Consider the following 17049-nt stretch of genomic DNA (forward strand, 5'->3'; position numbering starts at 1 on the left):
CACAGAACGAGAAGGCCGAACCGTCCTCCATGCAGAAGCGCCCGACAGCAAGGAGACCCAGCCATGCAGCGCATCCACATCGTCGGCGGCGGCCTCGCCGGACTGACCGCCGCGATCACGGCCGCCGAGTCCCGGGCCCAGGTCACCCTCCACGAGGCCCACCACACCCTCGGCGGACGGGCCAGGACCTCCGACGGCCCCTATCTCACCAACGAGGGCCCGCACGCCCTGTACCGCCGCGGACCGCACTGGACCTGGCTCGAACAGCGGAAACTCCTCGGTCCGATGGCCTCCGTACCGCCCCTCGAAGGCACCCGCTTCCTCTTCCGCCGCGAGGGCGCCCTGCGCAGGACCCCGCCCCTCGCCATGCTGCGCCTCGCCCGCCGCAGCGCCCGCACAGCCCCGGTCGACACCGACTTCCTCAGCTGGGCGACCGGCCAGGTGGGCGAGGACGGTGCCCGCGCGGCGGCGCACTACATGGGCGTGGCCCTCTTCCACCACGACCCCGGTTCGCTCTCCGCCGCCTTCGTCCAGCCACGCCTGCGCCGCGCGACCGCGCTGCCGCCCGAGGCCCACTACCCCGTCGGCGGCTGGGCGCAGCTCGTCGACCGGATGGCCTCCCTGGCCTGGAAGCTCGGCGTGCGCATCGAGACCGCCGACCGCATCGGCCCCCGCGACCTGGCCGCCCTCCGCGACAGCGGACCGGTGATCGTCGCCACCCACCTGGACTCCGCCCGCACCCTGCTGGAGGATTCCTCCCTGACCTGGGACAGCGGCCGCACCGCCCTGCTCGACCTGGCCCTGCGGACCCGCCGCGGCGACCCGTTCATCGTCTCCGACCTCGACGCCCCCGGCTGGGTCGAACGGTTCACCGCCCAGGACCCGACCCTCGCCCCGGCCGGCGAACAGCTCATCCAGGCACAGATCCCCCTCGCCCCCGGCACCCCGCGCGCCGACGCCGTCCGCCGCGCCGAGGACCTGCTCGACCTCGGCTTCCCCGGGTGGCGCGACCGCACCACCTGGCGCCGCGAAGCCCTCGCTGCCGGCCGCACCGGCGCCGTCGACAAGCCCGGCACCACCTGGCGCGACCGGCCCGCCGTCGACCGCGGCGACGGGGTCCTGCTCGCGGGCGACCAGGTCGCCGCCCCGGGACTGCTCAGCGAAGTCGCGTTCAACAGCGGCATCGAAGCGGCGGTCCTGGCTCTGAAACTCCTCGGCAGGACGGCACAGGAGACCCAGACGGCACAGGAGACGCCCCGCACGGCAGAAGCTCCTTGACCTCAAGCGCACTTGAGGTCGGAGGGTGGAGAGCACCAGTCACCGGCCACCACACCGCCACCCGGGGAGCCCACCATGTACGCCATCCGCCTCCACGCCTTCGGCCCCGCGGAGAACCTCGTCCACGAACGGACCGAGGACCCCGTCCCGGCCCCCGGCCAGGTCCGCGTCGCCGTGGCCGCGGCCGGCGTGCACCTCGTGGACACCCACCTGCGCGAAGGCAGACCCGGCCCCTACCCGATCACCGCCGCCGGCCTGCCGACCATCCCCGGACGCGAGATCGCGGGCACCGTCGAGTCCCTCGGAGAAGGGACCGACCCCGCCTGGCTCGGCCGCGACGTCGTCGCCCACATCGGCGCGGCCCCCGGGGGCTACGCCGAACTGACCGTCGTCGACGCCGAGAAGCTGCACCCGCTCCCCGCCGGTCTCGACGCGGCCGAGGCCGTCGCCATGATCGGCACCGGCCGCACCACCCTGGGCATCGTGCAGTTCACCGACCTCGGCCCCGGCTCCGTCGCCCTCGTCACCGCCGCGGCCGGCGGCATCGGCACGCTCCTCGTCCAGTACGCCAAGAACGCCGGAGCCACCGTCGTCGGCCTGGCCGGCGGGCCCGCCAAGACCGCCCGCGCCACGGAGAACGGAGCCGACCTCGCCGTCGACTACACCCTCCCCGACTGGCCGCGCCGCGTCCGCTCCCACCTCGAAGCCCTCGGCCGTCCCGCCACCGTCCTCTTCGACTCGGTCGGCGGGATCACCGCCCGCGCCGCCCTCGACCTGCTCGGCCCGGGCGGCGAGCACCTCTCCTACGGCGCCTCCGGCGGACAGACGCCGGCCCTCGGCGAGAAGGAACTCGCCGAGCGCGGCATCACGTCCCGCGGCGTCCTGGGCCCCGTCATGATCGAGAAGGGCGGCGGCATGAGGGCCCTGGAGACCCGTTCCCTCGCCGAAGCCGCCGCGGGCCGCCTCCGCCCCGCCGTCCAGCGCTTCCCGCTCGCCGAAGCGGCCGCGGCCCACCGCGCACTCGAAACCCGTGGCACGGTGGGCAAGGTCGTCCTCGTACCGTAAAAAGGCCCTCAGGCCGCTCCGAGCTCTGCCAGTGCCCCGCCGTGAAGCCGGTACACCGTCCACTCGTCCTGGGGACGCGCACCCAGCGACTCGTAGAACGCGATGGACGGGGCGTTCCAGTTCAGCACCGACCACTCCAGGCGCCCGTAACCGCGCTCCACACAGATCCGCGCAAGCTCCGCCAGCAGCGCCTTCCCGTAACCGCCGCCACGCCGCTCGGGGCGCACGTACAGATCCTCCAGATACACCCCGTGCACCCCGCGCCACGTCGAGAAGTTGAGGAACCACAGCGCGAAGCCGACCACCGCGCCGTCGTCGTCCGCCACCGCGACATGCGCGTACGCGGCGGGCCGCTCACCGAACAGGGCCTCGTGCAGCTGCTCCTCGGTGGCGTTCGCCTCGTCGAGCGCCTTCTCGTACTCGGCGAGCTCACGGACCATGGCGTGGATGGCAGGGACGTCTTCAGGAGTGGCTACGCGAATCATGGGGGCAGCCTAGACAGGCGGGCCGGTCCCTCGCGCCTCAGTCCCGCCCCAGCAACTGCCGGGCGATCTCCGCGTGGTCCGCGTAGAGCCCCGGCCTCCCCCGCCGGATCCCCCACAGCGCGTTCTGGAGCACCCGCCCCAGCGTCCACGCCCTCGCCCGCTCCCGGTCCAGCTCCAGCACCCCGCACAGCAGATCGAACCTCCAGAGCACCTCCGACGCGTCCCACCTCTGGTCCAGGGCCGGAAAGAGGTCGAACGCCGGATCGCCCGCCAGCGGCTTCGGGTCCAGGGCCACCCACTCCCCCGCCCGGCCCTCCTCCGCGCGCCCGGCCAGGATGTTGGCGTAATGCAGGTCCCAGTGCAGCAGGCGGTCCCCCGGCTCCCCCGCCACCTCCCGCACCGCGGCCGCACAGTCCAGCAGCAGCCGCCGCTCGCCCGCGTCCTCCAGCACCCCGGCCGCCCCGGGCGTCTCCGCCAGCATCAGCGCCGCCAGATTCCCCAGGCGCCGCATCCCCGGCGGAGCCGGCACACGCACCAGCCGGGCCAACGACTCCGCGAGCACCCGCACCGCCAACCGCGCATCCGGTACCTCGGTCAACGGACGCCGCTCGTCCAGCCGTTCCAGCAGCATCGTCCCCGTCGCCGCGTCGTACTCCAGCAGGCCCACCGCCCCCGCGCCCGCCGCGCCCCACACCCGTAGCGCGACCGGCTCCCCCACCGTCTCCGCGTCCACCATCTGAAGCTTCAGCGCCGCCCCGCGGCCGTCCGCCTCCCGCACCACCGGAAGCACCAGCGCGCACATCCCGCACATCGACGCCCCGTCGAGCCGCAGCCCCCACCCGTCCAGGAACCTCCCGGCCAGCGCGGGCAACGCGGCCGCGAACGCCCGCCCCTCCGCGCCGTTGTGCTCACTCAGCTTCACCGCCAGGTCGCCCGGAACGTCGATCACACCTCGAGCCTAGGGGTACCCTCCAGCAACCGGTCTGCACACGGACAAGCAGGGGACACATGAGCACCGTCAGTACGGTCAACGGCGGCATATCGTTCTGGTACGCGAACGAGGGCACCCCCGCCCCACGCGAACCCCTGCCCGGCGACACCGGCGCCGACGTCTGCATCGTCGGCGGCGGCTACACCGGACTCTGGACGGCGTACTACCTCAAGAAGGCCGTCCCCTTCCTCAACATCACCGTCCTGGAAGCCAAGTTCTGCGGATACGGCGCCTCCGGCCGCAACGGCGGCTGGCTCTACAACGGCATCGCAGGCCGCGACCGCTACGCCCGACTGCACGGCCACGACGCCGCGGTCCGCCTCCAGCAGGCCATGAACGACACCGTCGGCGAGGTCATCCGCACCGCCGGCGAGGAGAAGATCGACGCCGACATCCACCACGGCGGCGTCCTCGAAGTCGCCCACACCCCCTCGCAGCTCGCCCGCCTCAAGGACTTCCACTCCGTCGAGATCGCCTTCGGCGAGACCGACCGCGTCCTGCGCGGAGCCCGCGAGACCGCCGAACGCATCCGCGTCTCCGGAGCCGTCGGCTCCAGCTGGACCCCGCACGGCGCGCGCCTGCACCCCGCCAAACTCGTCAAGGGCCTCGCCGACACCGTGGAAGCCCTCGGCGTCACCATCCACGAGTCGACACCCGTCACCGAGATCAAGCCCAAGCACGCCGTCACCCCCTACGGCACGGTCCGCGCCCCCTACGTCCTGCGCTGCACCGAAGGCTTCACCGCGGGCCTCAAGGGCCAGAAGCGCACCTGGCTCCCCATGAACTCCTCCATGATCGTCACCGAGCCCCTGCCCGAGGCTCTCTGGGACACCATCGGCTGGGACGGCCGCGAGACCCTCGGCGACATGGCCCACGCCTACATGTACGCCCAGCGCACCGCCGACGACCGCATCGCCCTCGGCGGCCGGGGCGTCCCCTACCGCTACGGCTCGGCCACCGACCACGACGGACGCACCCGGCCCGCCACCGTCGAGGCCCTCCGCGACCTGCTCGTCCGCTTCTTCCCCACCACCGCGGGCACCCGCATCGACCACGCCTGGTCCGGCGTGCTCGGCGTCCCCCGCGACTGGTGCGCCACCGTCACCCTGGACCGCTCCACCGGCCTCGGCTGGGCCGGCGGCTACGTCGGCTCCGGCGTCGCCACCGCCAACCTCGCGGCCCGCACCCTGCGCGACCTGATCCAGCAGGACTCCGGCCAGGCCGGCCCCACCGACCTCACGGCGCTGCCCTGGGTCAACCACAAGGTCCGCCGCTGGGAACCCGAACCCTTCCGCTGGCTCGGCGTCCACAGCCTCTACGCCGCCTACCGCGCCGCCGACCGCCGCGAAGCCGCCTCACCGCACCTCGGCACCGACCGCCTCGCCAAGGCGGCGGACCGCATCGCGGGCCGGCACTGACCGACCCGCGACACGGTCCGCTTCCGGGCCTCAGGCGGCCTCCGCCCCGGCCGGCCGCCTCCCGTCGTGGTGGATCGGCGTCGCCGAACCCGTGAGGGGAGCACCCGTCCCGCCCCGCCGGGCCGCGACGATCTCCGCCGCGATGGACAGGGCCGTCTCCTCCGGCGTACGGGCACCGAGGTCGAGGCCGATCGGCGACCTGAGCCGCGCCAGCTCGCTCTCCTTCAGACCGGCCTCCCGCAGCTTCCGGTCACGGTCCGCATGGGTCCGGCGCGAACCCATCGCCCCGACGAACGCGACCGGCATCCGCAAGGCCTGCTTCAGCAGAGGGACGTCGAACTTGGCATCGTGCGTGAGCACGCACAGAACCGTCCGCCGGTCGGTCGCGGTACGCCGCAGATACCGGTGCGGCCAGTCCACGACCAGGTCGTCCGCCTCGGGGAAGCGGGCCCGGGTGGCGAAGACAGGACGGGCATCGCACACCGTGACGTGATAGCCGAGGAACTTGCCCGCGCGCACGAGCGCCGCGGCGAAATCGATCGCACCGAACACGATCATGCGAGGCGGCGGCACATTCGACTCCACGAGGAGGGTGAGACCGCCCGGGCAGTGCGTTCCGTCCTCCGCCAGGTCCCGGGTGCCGGTGCGCCCCGCGTCCAGCATCGCCCGCGCCTCGGCCGCCGCCGTCCGGTCCAGCTCCGAGGAGCCACTGCCGTACGACCCCTCGTACGACCCGTCGGAGCGCACCGCCAGCGCCCTGCCCAGGAGTTCGGCCGGACCACGGACGACCCGGGCCAGGGCCGTCGGCTCACCCGACGCGGCGGCCGACAGCGCCGACCGGACCACCTCCCGGACAGGAGACCGCGCGTCGAACGGGGTGACCATGACATCGATGACCCCGCCACAGGTCAGCCCGACCGCGAAGGCGTCCTCGTCGCTGTAGCCGAACCGTTCGACGACGGTCCCGCCGTCCTCCAGCGCCTGGACGCACAGGTCGTACACCGCCCCCTCCACACACCCGCCGGAGACCGAACCGACAGCCGTGCCCTCGCTGTCGACGGCGAGAGCCGCACCCGGACCACGCGGCGCGCTGCCGCCGACGGCCACGACGGTGGCGACGGCGAACTCCCTTCCCTCCTCGGCCCAACGCGCCAGCTCACCGGCGATGTCAAGCATGAGGGCCTGCCGTGAGAACACGATCGGGCCTGATCGGAAGGGAGCGGTGGCGCACACCCGTCGCGTGCCAGACGGCATTGGCGATCGCCGCCGCCGCCCCCACGACCCCGATCTCGCCGATGCCCTTGATCCCCACCGGGTCGTCCGGGTCGGTGTCGTCCACCCAGTCCGCCTCGACGACCGGCACATCGGCGTTCGTGGAGACGTGATAGCCAGCGAGATCGGCACCGTAGAGGGCGCCGGTGTTCCTGTCCCTGACCGCCTCCTCGTGCAGAGCCATGGAGATGCCCCAGGTCATCCCGCCGACGAACTGCCCACGGGCCGTGAGCGGGTTGATGATCCGCCCGGCGGCGAAGATGCCGAGCATGCGGCGCACACGCACCTCCCCCGTCGCCACGTCCACGGCCACCTCGGCGAACTGCGCCCCGAACGAGTGCCGCTCCTTCTGTGCGAGGGCCCCGATCGCCTCGGTCGTGTCCGACCGCACCGTGATGCCCTCCGGTGGAACGACACCGCTCAGCGCGAGCCGCTCCCGCAGCTCCTCGGCCGCGGCAGTGACCGCCCACGCCCACGACCGGGTGCCCATCGAGCCGCCGGCGATCATCGCCGGGCCGAAGTCACTGTCGCCGATCCGTACGCGCACCCGGCCGGTCGGCACCTCCAGGGCGTCGGCCGCGACCAGGGTGAGCGCCGTCCGTGCCCCCGTTCCGATGTCCGCCGCGTTGATCCGCACGGTGAAGGTGCCGTCGGCCTCCGCGGTCACGGCCGCCGTCGACGGCGCCGCCCCCGCGAAGAACGACGCCGCCGCCGTCCCCGTACCGAGCAGCCAGCGCCCGTCCCGGCGCAGACCCGGACGCGGGTCCCGGTCGGCCCAGCCGAACCGCCGGGCGCCCTCCCGGAAACAGGCGGGCAGGTTACGCGTCGCGAAGGGCAGCCCGGAGACCGGACCCAGCTCGGGCTCGTTACGCGCACGCAGCTCGATCGGGTCGATCCCGCACTTCTCGGCGAGCTCGTCGATCGCCGACTCCAGCGCGAACGACCCGGGCGCCTCACCAGGAGCGCGCATGAACGTCGGACTCGGCACATCGAGCCGGACGACCCGGTTCGCGGTGTGGTGGGCGGGCGCGTCGTACATCACCCGGGCCGGCCCGGCCCCCGACTCGACGAACTCGTACACCGTCGAGGTGAGACTCACGCAGCGGTGCTCCAGCGCGCGCAGCCGCCCCTCGGCATCGGCGCCGAGCCGGACCCGCTGGGTCGTGGGGCTCCGGTAGCCCGCGAGCGAGAACATCTGACGGCGCGTCATCACCACCCGGACCGGGCGCGCCAGAGCGGTGGCCGCCATGACCGCGGCCACCTGGTGCGCACGGACTCCCTTGCTCCCGAAGCCACCGCCGACGTGCTCGGAACGCACACGCACCGAGGCCGGATCGAGCGAGAAGAGACTCGCGAGCTCACTCGCCACCCACATGGTGCCCTGGTTGGAGTCCACGACCTCGAGCCGGCCGCCGTCCCACAGGGCGGTCGCCGCATGCGGCTCCATCGAGTTGTGGTGCTCCTCCGGCGTGGAGTACTCGGCGTCCAGGACGACGGCGGACGCCGCGAGCTCGGCCTCCAGGTCCCCCTTCTCCTCCACCCCTGATCCCGCGGGACCGGGCACCGCGTACGCGTCCGGGTGCTCGCCGGCGAAGGTGACGTCGTGCGGCTCCTCCTCGTACCGCACCTCCAGCGCCTCGGCGGCCTCCCGGGCCTGCTCGGAGGTCTCGGCCACCACCAGCGCGACCGGCCAGCCCGCGTGCGGCACCCGGTCGTGCTGGAAGACGGCGACGGTCGGGTCCGGCGGCATACCGAGCATGCCGGTGTAGTCCGTGGCCACCCGCGGGGCGTTCCCGTGGTGCAGGACCATGAGGACGCCCGGCATCCCCAGGACCGCGTCCGCCTCCACCGAGCGGACACGGCCACGGGTGATGGTCGACAGCACCAGCCATCCGTGCGCGAGCCCGGCGAAGGGGATCTCGCCCGCGTAGCGGGCCGCTCCGGTGACCTTGTCGCGGCCCTCCACGCGGGTGTGCGCGGTGCCGACGGCCTTGGCCGCCCTGGTCCCGGTCGTGGTGGTGGTCATCGGGTGGCCTCCTCGGTGAGTTCGCTGAGCACGGCGACGACGAGGTTGCGCATCAGCGTCACCTTGTACGCGTTGCCCGGCAGCGGCCGGGCGGCCGCCAGTTCGGCATCGGCCGCGGCGGCGAAGGCCGCGGCGGAGGCCGGCCCGCCGGTCAGGGCCTGTTCGGCCGCGACGGCCCGCCACGGCCGGGAGGCGACGGCCCCGAAGGCCAGCCGCACCTCGTGCACGACGCCGTCACGGACGTCGAGCGCGGCGGCGATCGAGCCGATCGCGAAGGCGTACGAGGCACGCTCGCGCACCTTGCGGTAGCGGGAGTTGACGGCCACCGGGGCCGGCGGCAGGGTCACGCCGGTGATCAGCGCTCCCGCCGGAAGGGCGGTCTCCCGGTGCGGGGTGTCCCCCACCGGCAGGTAGAACTCGGCGAGCGGCACCCGGCCCGGCCCGTCGGCCGTCTCGTACTCGACGACGGCGTCGAAGGCCGTCAGCGCCACACCGAGGTCGGAGGGGCTGGTGGCCACGCAGTGGCCGGAGGCGCCCAGGATGGCGTGGTTGTGGTGCTCGCCCTCGATCGCGGGGCAGCCACTGCCGGGGACGCGCTTGTTGCACGGCTTGGCCACGTCGGCGAAGTAGCCGCAGCGGGTCCGTTGCAGCAGGTTCCCGCCGACGGTGGCCATGTTGCGCAGCTGCCCGGAGGCACCGGCCAGCACCGCCTGGGTCAGCGCCGGGTAGCTCCGGCGCACGTCGGGGTGGGCCGCGAGGTCGCTGTTGGTGACGGTCGCACCGATGCGCAGCCCGCCGCCCTCGGTCACCTCGATGCGGTCCAGCGGGAGTTCACGTACGTCGACGAGCCTGCCGGGCCGCTCGACACCGGTCTTCATCAGGTCGACGAGATTGGTGCCGCCGCCGAGAAACCGGGCGTCGGGGTCGGCGTCGAGCAGCGCCAGGGCGCCGGAGACGTCGACCGCGCGTTCATATCCGAACTCCCTCATGCCGCAGCCCCCTCGCGCTTCCCGTCCTGCGTACTCTCATCGGCCCGGACGGCCTCCGCGTGGATTCCGGCCGCGCGTTCGACCGCCTGCACGATCGACACGTACGCACCGCAGCGGCACAGGTTGCCGCTCATCCGCTCCCGTACCTCATCGGCGGTCAGCGGCGGCGGCCCCGTCTCGGGACTCAGGTCGTCGGTGACGGCGCTCGGCCAGCCGGCGGCGTGTTCCTCGATCACCGCGACGGCCGAACAGATCTGGCCAGGGGTGCAGTAACCGCACTGAAAGCCGTCGAGGTCGAGGAACGCCTGCTGCACGGGGTGCAGTTCCTCGCCCTCGGCGATGCCCTCGATGGTGGTGATCTCCCGGCCCTCGGCCGCCACCGCCAGCTGCAGACAGGCGACGGCCCGGCGTTTGTCGAGCAGGACGGTGCACGCACCGCACTGCCCCTGGTCGCAGCCCTTCTTCGTGCCGGTCAGATCGAGACGCTCACGCAGGGCGTCGAGCAGGGTGGTGCGGTGGTCGACGGTCAGCGTGTGCTTCTCGCCGTTGATGTTCAGAGTGACGGCGCTGTACGTCGACGAGGGCGCTGGGGCCATGATCAGCCTTCTTTCGCGTTCCCGGAGCACATCGCGAGGACGGTCCGGCAGGCAGGGGAGACGGAAGACGTAAGGACGTAGGGGAAGGTGTCGGAGTAGGGGCGGCACGGCCTGCGGAGACGGCGGACCGGAGACGCGCGTGAGGGGAAGACCTGTGCCGGTCATCGGCTGTCCACCCAGGCCACCCACCGCTAAGGTGGGCCTAAGTGAAGTGGACAACTGTCCGTTCACCGAAAAACGTAGTGGACAGTTGTCCACTTAGCAAGGGCGGGATTCGGCCACGAACCCGCGAGGAGGACGAGTGCAGCAGAAGAGGGACGCGCCTCTGCGCTCGGACGCGCAGCGGAATCGGGAGCGCATCCTGGAAGTGGCCCTGACGGAACTGACGCTCTGCGCGGACGTCCCGCTCAGCGTGATCGCCAGGAAGGCAGGCGTCGGACAGGGCACCTTCTACCGCAACTTCCCCAGACGCGAGTCCCTCGTCCTCGAGATCTACCGCCACGAGATGCAGCAGGTCGCCGACGCCGCGACCGAACTGATCAGGACCCACGAGCCCGACCGGGCCCTGCGCGAGTGGATGGACCACCTCGCCCGGTTCGCCATGACCAAGGCAGGCCTCGCGAACGCGATCCGCCAGGCCACCAGCACCCCGGACGGCCCGGCGAAGCCCGGCCACACCCCGCTGACGACAGCGGCCGAGACGCTCCTCCGCGCCGGCGAGGAGGCCGGCACCATTCGCCGCGGAGTGACCGCGGACGACTTCATCCTCGCCATCGCCGGCATCTGGCAGCTCGACCCCCACGGCGACTGGCGCCCCCGCGCCACCCGCCTCCTGGACCTGGTCATGGACGGCCTGCGCGCGGGGGCCCCGGGCAGGCAGGAGCGGTAAGGACACCGAAGGTCCCGCCGCTCAGCCGCGGCTACGCCACCTCGATGCCGTACTCCTGCACCAAAGCCTCCAGCCCGCCCGGGTACCCCTTCCCCCCAGGCACGAACTCCCAGTCGCCGGAACCCCGAAGCCGGAACGACCCCAGGACAAGCGCCACCTCACCCGCCCGACCGTCGGACACCTCCAACCGGTCCAGCTCCACACCGCCCGCATCCCTCAACCGGATACCGGCCTCCGTGAAGCCCGCGAGGTCTCCACCCGGGTCAGCCTCCGGGTCCACCGCCGCCACGAGCACCACCCGATCCGCCTCCCCAGGCAGCGCGTCGAACGACACCCGCACTGCAGCCCGGTCCCCCGCGAACCCAGGCACTGCCCGCACCGCACCCTCAGGGGTCTGCGGATTGTTGAAGAACACGAAGTGGTCATCACTCAACACCTGGCCACCACGGCACACGAGCACACACACATCCAGTGCCACGCCACCCGACCACGTCATGCCCAGCACGTTGTAATCCCCGCCGGGCCCGTCCACGCCGTCCTGCGACGATCGCTGAGCAGGCACCGTGGCATCACCCGCACCGCCCGACAGTCTCCCCCGTAGACCACAACGCCCCAGAAGGTCGACCAGCTCAGCACCCGACACGAGCGTCAACGGCTTACCGTTGGCGAACGCGTACGAACCGGGCCCGAAGCCGGAGGTCGTCACCAGCACCCCCTTGTTGGCACCCGCTCCCTGCACCGTGCCGTACAGATCACGCACCGCACTCGGAGGAACCGTGTTCCGGTAGCGCTTGACCTGCACAATGATCTTCCCGCCGCTGATCGGATCCGGATCCAGAGCCTCGACGTCGACACCACCATCATTCGAACGCTGCGTCGTCACGGCACGCATCCCCCGCGCCCGGAACAACTCGGCAACCAGTCCCTCGAACTCGATCGGGTCCATCTCCAGCAGATCCGGCTCCCCACCGCCACCGTGCGACACGGCGCCGGAACCCAGATCCGCCGGCACCCTCCCCGGCCGCACAGCCACCCGCTGATCCGGGCGAGCCGACAACTGACCCCGCAGCCCCTCCGTCAGACAGTCCACAGCGCTCACCTGTTCCAGGTTCAGCCCACCGAAATCAGCCCGCGAAACCATCACCGTGCTCAGGAAGACCACCGCCTGCCGCCCGGTCGCCGGATCCACGTCATCCACGAACCCGTTCAACGCGACAGACTCCACCACCCCGAACTCATCCGCCGCGAACACATCCCGCAACACGAGCAACACACACTGAGCGAGAACGTCCCGGTACAGAGCCCTCCGCTGCCCCACAGGCCGAGGCGTCTCCTTCTCCCGGTCCGACCCCACCAGATACCGGACGATCTTCGCCTCAGGAACCACAGCCAGTCCCGGAAACTCCCAGTCCAGCACCAACTGCCGACCCGCCGGATCGAACGCAGCCGTCACCTGACGAGGAAAGTCCGCCGGCCACACCGACGACGCGTACAACGCGGCCGAAAAATACTCCACCACCGCATCCACATCACCCCGCCGGAGCGCCACAGCCATCTCTGCGACCCCGGCATTGTGCCGGCGAATCTCACCCAGCTGCCCCTGCGCCCAGTCGTCGTACTGACGCCGGTACAGCGCGAGCTGCTGCTGCCGCGACGCCTCCGCCGCCTGCGCGGCCTGCCAGTCCAGCTGATACCGCGCCTGAGCCTCATGCTGCGCCTGCGCCCGCCTCCCCGCAGTCCAACCACCCTGCGCCTGGTAGCGGTTCACGTCAGGTATAGGAACGGGCTGCGCCAGTGGCCCGGGTGCGAACGGCTCGACGCTCTCCGCACGCGCCAGCGACGCGGTCCGGAACGCAGGCATCCGCGAACCAGCGGCCAGCAAGCCCTCCAGCACACCGACCCGAGCTTCCAGCTCCTCCGTGCGCCGCGCAGCGTCCGCCTCACGCCGACGCCGGTACTCGGCCTGCTGCTCCCGATGCAACCGCGCCATGTCGCGCTCATGGGCCCGCTGCAACCGCTCCTGCTCACGCGCACCCTGTACAGCGGCCCGATGCTGCGCTTCGTGCTGCCGCTGGAGCTGCCGCTGGGACTCCGCCCACGCACCGACCAGACCATTGGACCGACGACTCATCTACCGCGCCCCCACCCGTCTCCACGTTTCCTGCACATGTCTTACACGGAGGGAAACGCCCATGTCCCGGGAGTGGCGGATCTGGGGCGATATCGCGGCTCGGGCAACAAAAAAACCAGGCCAGCATGGCGCTGGCCTGGTCTTTTGAGCCGCCTGTCGGAATCGAACCGACGACCTGCACGTTACAAAGGTGCTGCTCTGCCAATTGAGCTAAGGCGGCACAACGCACGCCAAACCGCGCGCAAGCCCTCACTCTACACAGCGGCTCACCCACCGCTCCACGAAGTTTCGCCGCCACCGTGACCATCCGACCACCCGTGCGTTAAGAGGACTGACGTGCTGTTCCGTATATCGGACAGTCGGGGGGAGCGGGCATGACGGACACGGTGGACCAGCCGGTACGGGTGAGGGGCGGAGAGGCCAAGCGCATCAAGCGCGACGCCCTGGGCATCGCCGACCGCAAGAAACACCACGGCCGCGCGTCCGCTGCCATGAAGAGCCGGGCCAAGCAGCCCGGCACGCAGCAGCGCGTGTACCGCTACCGCTTCTATCCCACTCCGGCACAGGCCGAGCAGTTGGAGAAGACCTTCGGGGCCTGCCGTTGGGTCTACAACGAAGGGCTGGCTCTGCGGGTCGGCGCCTGGGAGCAGCATCGGGTGTCGGTGGGGTTCGCCGAGTCGTGCCGTGCGTTGACGGGGTGGCGGCAGGCGTCGGAGACGGGTTGGCTGCGAGAGGTCTCGTCTACGGTGCTGCAACAGTCGTTGCGGCATCTGGACGGGGCGTTCACACGCTTCTTCAAGAAGTCGGCGAAGTGTCCGCAGCGGAAGAGAAAGCACCGCTCGCGAGACTCGGCGACGTACGTGCGGACAGGCTTCCGGTGGACGGAGGACGCGGAGCTTCCGGGTACGGGGCGGTTGACGCTGGCCAAGCAGTCGGAGCCGCTCGACGTGCGGTGGTCGCGGCCGCTGCCGACGGGCGTGGATCCGGTGAAGCTGTCCGTGACGCGGGACCGGGCTGGGCGGTATTTCGTCTCGGTTCTCGTCGAAGAGCGGATCGAGCCGTTGCCTGCCATGTTCCTGCCGGGCGGGCGGGAGCCGAGGGCGGTGGGGATCGACCTGGGTCTGGCGGCATTGGTGACGCTGGACGACGGGACGAAGGTGGATCATCCGCGGCTGTTGCGGAAGTACGAGAAGGAGCTGGCGCGGTTGCAGCGGGAGCTGCACCGGAAGAAGAAGGGGTCGGCGAACCGGGGGAAGGCCCGGGAGCGTATCGCCCGGCTGTATGCGCTGATCAGCGATGTGCGCAGGGACATGCTGGACCAGTTGACCACCCGCCTCGTGCGCGAGAACCAAGTGCTCGTGGTGGAGGATCTGGCCATCATGAATCTGCTGCGGCCGGCCGTGGGGAAAGGGCGCCGGCGGAAGGCGGGGCTGAGCCGGTCGATCATGGATGCGGCCTGGGGCGAGCTGTTGCGGCAGCTTCGTTACAAGTGCGCGTGGTACGGCCGGACGCTGGTGATCGTCGACCGCTTCTTCCCGTCTACGCGCCGGTGCTCCGGCTGCCATGGGAAGGGGCCGTCGCTCGACGTGTCGGTGCGGGAGTGGACGTGTGCGGAGTGCGGTGCCGTGCATGACCGTGATGTGAATGCGGCGCGGAACCTGCGGGACGAGGGAATGCGGCTGTACTGGCTGGTGGCATCCGCACTGCCGCCGGGGCGGGTGCCGCCCTCCGTGATCAAGGCATCGGAGCTGGCAGACGTGCTGCTGGCTGCGTAACTGAAGAGCGGTACGGACCGACGGGCCGTCGGCCGTGATGCCTGTGGAGCCCATGTAAGACCGGGCGGGTGCGCCCCTCAGGGGTGCGCCTGGCCGGCAGCGGGCGCTGAAGCGGGAAGTGCGCGTGACGGCGGCAGGGGTAAAAGTCAGCCGCTCTGCCTGGGCGCTGCACACGGTCAAAAGTGCGTTGCTCTGCCGACGCCGACGAATTCTTCATGACCGTCGAACTACTGACAGATTCGAAAACGCCAGGTAGCGTCACCTCAGGTTCACTCCAGTGGACCACACCACTCCCTACTCGGATCGTCCGGCACGTTCCTGCCGGTTGAGGAGAAGCATCGTCATGGCCAGTGTCACGTTCGACAAGGCGTCCCGCGTCTACCCCGGCTCCACGAAGCCGGCTGTGGACCAGCTCGAGATCGACATCGAGGACGGCGAGTTCCTCGTCCTCGTCGGTCCTTCCGGTTGTGGCAAGTCGACCTCCCTGCGCATGCTCGCGGGTCTCGAGGACGTCAACGGCGGTGCGATCCGCATCGGTGACCGCGACGTCACGCACCTGCCGCCGAAGGACCGGGACATCGCCATGGTGTTCCAGAACTACGCGCTCTACCCGCACATGTCCGTCGCGGACAACATGGGCTTCGCACTGAAGATCGCCGGGATCAACAAGACGGAGATACGGGCGAAGGTCGAAGAGGCCGCCAAGATGCTGGACCTCGTCGACTACCTGGACCGCAAGCCGAAGGCGCTCTCCGGTGGTCAGCGTCAGCGTGTGGCGATGGGCCGTGCCATCGTGCGTGAGCCGCAGGTCTTCCTCATGGACGAGCCGCTGTCGAACCTCGACGCCAAGCTCCGTGTCTCGACGCGTACGCAGATCGCCTCGCTGCAGCGCCGCCTCGGCATCACCACCGTGTACGTCACCCACGACCAGGTCGAGGCCCTCACCATGGGCGACCGCGTCGCGGTCCTCAAGGACGGTCTGCTCCAGCAGGTCGACTCGCCGCGCAACATGTACGACCGCCCGGCGAACCTCTTCGTGGCCGGCTTCATCGGCTCCCCGGCGATGAACCTCGTCGAGGTCCCGATCACCGACGGCGGCGTGAAGTTCGGCAACAGCGTCGTCCCGGTCTCGCGTCAGGCGCTCACCGCCGCCGCGAACCGCGGTGACACGACCGTCACGGTCGGCATCCGCCCCGAGCACTTCGACATCGTCGAGCACGGCGGCGCCGCCGCGACCGGCCTCTCCAAGGCCTCCTCCGACGCCCCGGCCGGTCTGGCCGTCTCCGTCAACGTCGTCGAGGAGCTCGGTGCCGACGGTTACGTCTACGGTGCCGCGCAGGTCGGCGGCGAGCACAAGGACCTGGTCGTCCGCGTCGGCGGCCGTGCCGTTCCGGAGAAGGGCACGGAGCTGCACGTCGTGCCGCGCCCGGACGAGCTGCACGTCTTCGCCACCTCGACGGGTGAGCGTCTGACCGACTGATCCTCACGATCCAGCCGCTACGGCCCCGCTCCCTCCCGAGGGACGCGGGGCCGTTCGCGTGTCGCGGGCAGGATCGGGTTTCGGACCGGGCCGGCCCCAAATACCCTGGCACACCGGTCAATTCGCCCCGAGCGTCAACGCGTGATTCGAAAAGACCTCTCGAACCATCCCTCGCAAGGGTGACGAAATGTCGCCAAGTCATCACTGCCCGCTACGCTCGCTGCGTGACCCACACCGCGCGCCGAATCGGCCGAACCCTAGCTCTCGTACTGCCCGTCGTCATGGTTCTGTCCGGGACCCTCGCGGTCACCCGTGTGCAGTGGTCGGGGCAGGACACCGAGACCCAGCTGCTGACCGCCGCCTCGGAGACCGTGTCCAAGCGGGCGAAGGCCCGGGCACCTCAGGACGTTCTGCGGGACAAGCTCCTCCTGGAGCTCCGTGAGAAGGACCCGGGTGTCGCGCTGACGAGCCTCCAGCGCACCGTCGAGGGGCGGCCCTCCCTGGCCAAGCACTGCATGTCGATCGCCAAGGCGCTGGGCAAGGCCGCCGTGGACCAGTACGGTCCGACCCGCGCCCACCGCTTCTCGCGTCCGGTCTGCGACACCTCGTTCGCCTCGGGCGTCGCGCAGTTCAGCTGAGCCGGGTGCGTCCGGG

14 protein-coding genes and 1 tRNA gene are annotated in these 17049 nt (G+C 71.2%); 7 read left to right on the forward strand and 8 right to left on the reverse strand.

The features are described 5' to 3' along the window. The first annotated feature begins 63 nt into the window (after positions 1–63). On the forward strand, positions 64–1278 hold the full coding sequence (locus ACIBCU_RS34150; protein ID WP_399236233.1) for an NAD(P)-binding protein: 1215 nt from the start codon (positions 64–66) through the stop codon (positions 1276–1278). 75 nt (positions 1279–1353) lie between these two features. Beyond that, on the forward strand, positions 1354–2343 hold the full coding sequence (locus ACIBCU_RS34155; protein ID WP_399236235.1) for a zinc-binding dehydrogenase: 990 nt from the start codon (positions 1354–1356) through the stop codon (positions 2341–2343). Between the two features lie 8 nt (positions 2344–2351). On the opposite strand, the gene ACIBCU_RS34160 is transcribed toward ACIBCU_RS34155, so the two are convergent. After that, positions 2352–2828 carry a GNAT family N-acetyltransferase gene (locus tag ACIBCU_RS34160; RefSeq protein ID WP_362941826.1) on the reverse strand — a complete coding sequence of 159 codons (477 nt, stop codon included), beginning with the start codon at positions 2826–2828 and terminating at the stop codon, positions 2352–2354. 37 nt (positions 2829–2865) lie between these two features. Then, positions 2866–3777 carry an aminoglycoside phosphotransferase family protein gene (locus ACIBCU_RS34165; RefSeq protein ID WP_399236238.1) on the reverse strand — a complete coding sequence of 304 codons (912 nt, stop codon included), beginning with the start codon at positions 3775–3777 and terminating at the stop codon, positions 2866–2868. Between the two features lie 59 nt (positions 3778–3836). On the opposite strand from ACIBCU_RS34165, the gene ACIBCU_RS34170 reads away from it, so the two are divergent. Continuing rightward, a complete protein-coding gene (locus tag ACIBCU_RS34170) occupies positions 3837–5237 on the forward strand; it encodes an NAD(P)/FAD-dependent oxidoreductase (protein WP_399236240.1) in 1401 nt (466 codons plus the stop codon). Between the two features lie 30 nt (positions 5238–5267). Here ACIBCU_RS34170 and ACIBCU_RS34175 read toward each other — a convergent pair whose 3' ends face one another. Genes ACIBCU_RS34175 through ACIBCU_RS34190 form a run of 4 tightly spaced genes read right to left on the reverse strand, consistent with a single transcriptional unit; the run spans position 5268 to position 10120 of the window. Further along, positions 5268–6413 (reverse strand): XdhC family protein, encoded by a 1146-nt coding sequence (locus ACIBCU_RS34175; RefSeq protein ID WP_399236242.1) that lies wholly within the window; start codon positions 6411–6413, stop codon positions 5268–5270. Continuing rightward, positions 6406–8535, reverse strand: coding sequence for a xanthine dehydrogenase family protein molybdopterin-binding subunit (locus ACIBCU_RS34180; protein ID WP_399236244.1), 2130 nt, complete (start codon positions 8533–8535; stop codon positions 6406–6408). The genes ACIBCU_RS34175 and ACIBCU_RS34180 overlap by 8 nt, the downstream gene beginning before the upstream one ends. Next, a complete protein-coding gene (locus ACIBCU_RS34185; protein ID WP_362941811.1) occupies positions 8532–9524 on the reverse strand; it encodes a xanthine dehydrogenase family protein subunit M in 993 nt (330 codons plus the stop codon). The genes ACIBCU_RS34180 and ACIBCU_RS34185 overlap by 4 nt, the downstream gene beginning before the upstream one ends. Then, positions 9521–10120, reverse strand: a complete 600-nt coding sequence (locus tag ACIBCU_RS34190; RefSeq protein ID WP_362941808.1) for a 2Fe-2S iron-sulfur cluster-binding protein — start codon at positions 10118–10120, stop codon at positions 9521–9523. The genes ACIBCU_RS34185 and ACIBCU_RS34190 overlap by 4 nt, the downstream gene beginning before the upstream one ends. A 301-nt stretch (positions 10121–10421) precedes the next feature. On the opposite strand from ACIBCU_RS34190, the gene ACIBCU_RS34195 reads away from it, so the two are divergent. Beyond that, positions 10422–11009: a TetR/AcrR family transcriptional regulator gene (locus ACIBCU_RS34195; RefSeq protein WP_399236248.1), complete on the forward strand. Its 588-nt coding sequence runs from the start codon at positions 10422–10424 to the stop codon at positions 11007–11009. Positions 11010–11040: 31 nt separating this feature from the next. On the opposite strand, the gene ACIBCU_RS34200 is transcribed toward ACIBCU_RS34195, so the two are convergent. Beyond that, on the reverse strand, positions 11041–13140 hold the full coding sequence (locus ACIBCU_RS34200; RefSeq protein WP_399236250.1) for a restriction endonuclease: 2100 nt from the start codon (positions 13138–13140) through the stop codon (positions 11041–11043). Positions 13141–13287: 147 nt separating this feature from the next. Next, positions 13288–13360: transfer RNA gene (locus tag ACIBCU_RS34205), tRNA-Thr, on the reverse strand. Positions 13361–13514: 154 nt separating this feature from the next. Here ACIBCU_RS34205 and ACIBCU_RS34210 point away from each other — a divergent pair. From ACIBCU_RS34210 to ACIBCU_RS34220, 3 genes are all read left to right on the forward strand, one after another. Then, positions 13515–14915: an RNA-guided endonuclease InsQ/TnpB family protein gene (locus tag ACIBCU_RS34210; RefSeq protein ID WP_399236252.1), complete on the forward strand. Its 1401-nt coding sequence runs from the start codon at positions 13515–13517 to the stop codon at positions 14913–14915. A 343-nt stretch (positions 14916–15258) separates the two neighbouring features. Further along, complete coding sequence (locus tag ACIBCU_RS34215; RefSeq protein WP_399236254.1) at positions 15259–16395, forward strand: ABC transporter ATP-binding protein; 1137 nt, start codon at positions 15259–15261, stop codon at positions 16393–16395. A 224-nt stretch (positions 16396–16619) separates the two neighbouring features. After that, a complete protein-coding gene (locus tag ACIBCU_RS34220; RefSeq protein WP_356707977.1) occupies positions 16620–17033 on the forward strand; it encodes a hypothetical protein in 414 nt (137 codons plus the stop codon). Positions 17034–17049 lie beyond the last annotated feature (16 nt).

The organism is Streptomyces sp. NPDC051064, from assembly GCF_044455985.1.
Taxonomy (GTDB): Bacteria; Actinomycetota; Actinomycetes; order Streptomycetales; family Streptomycetaceae; genus Streptomyces.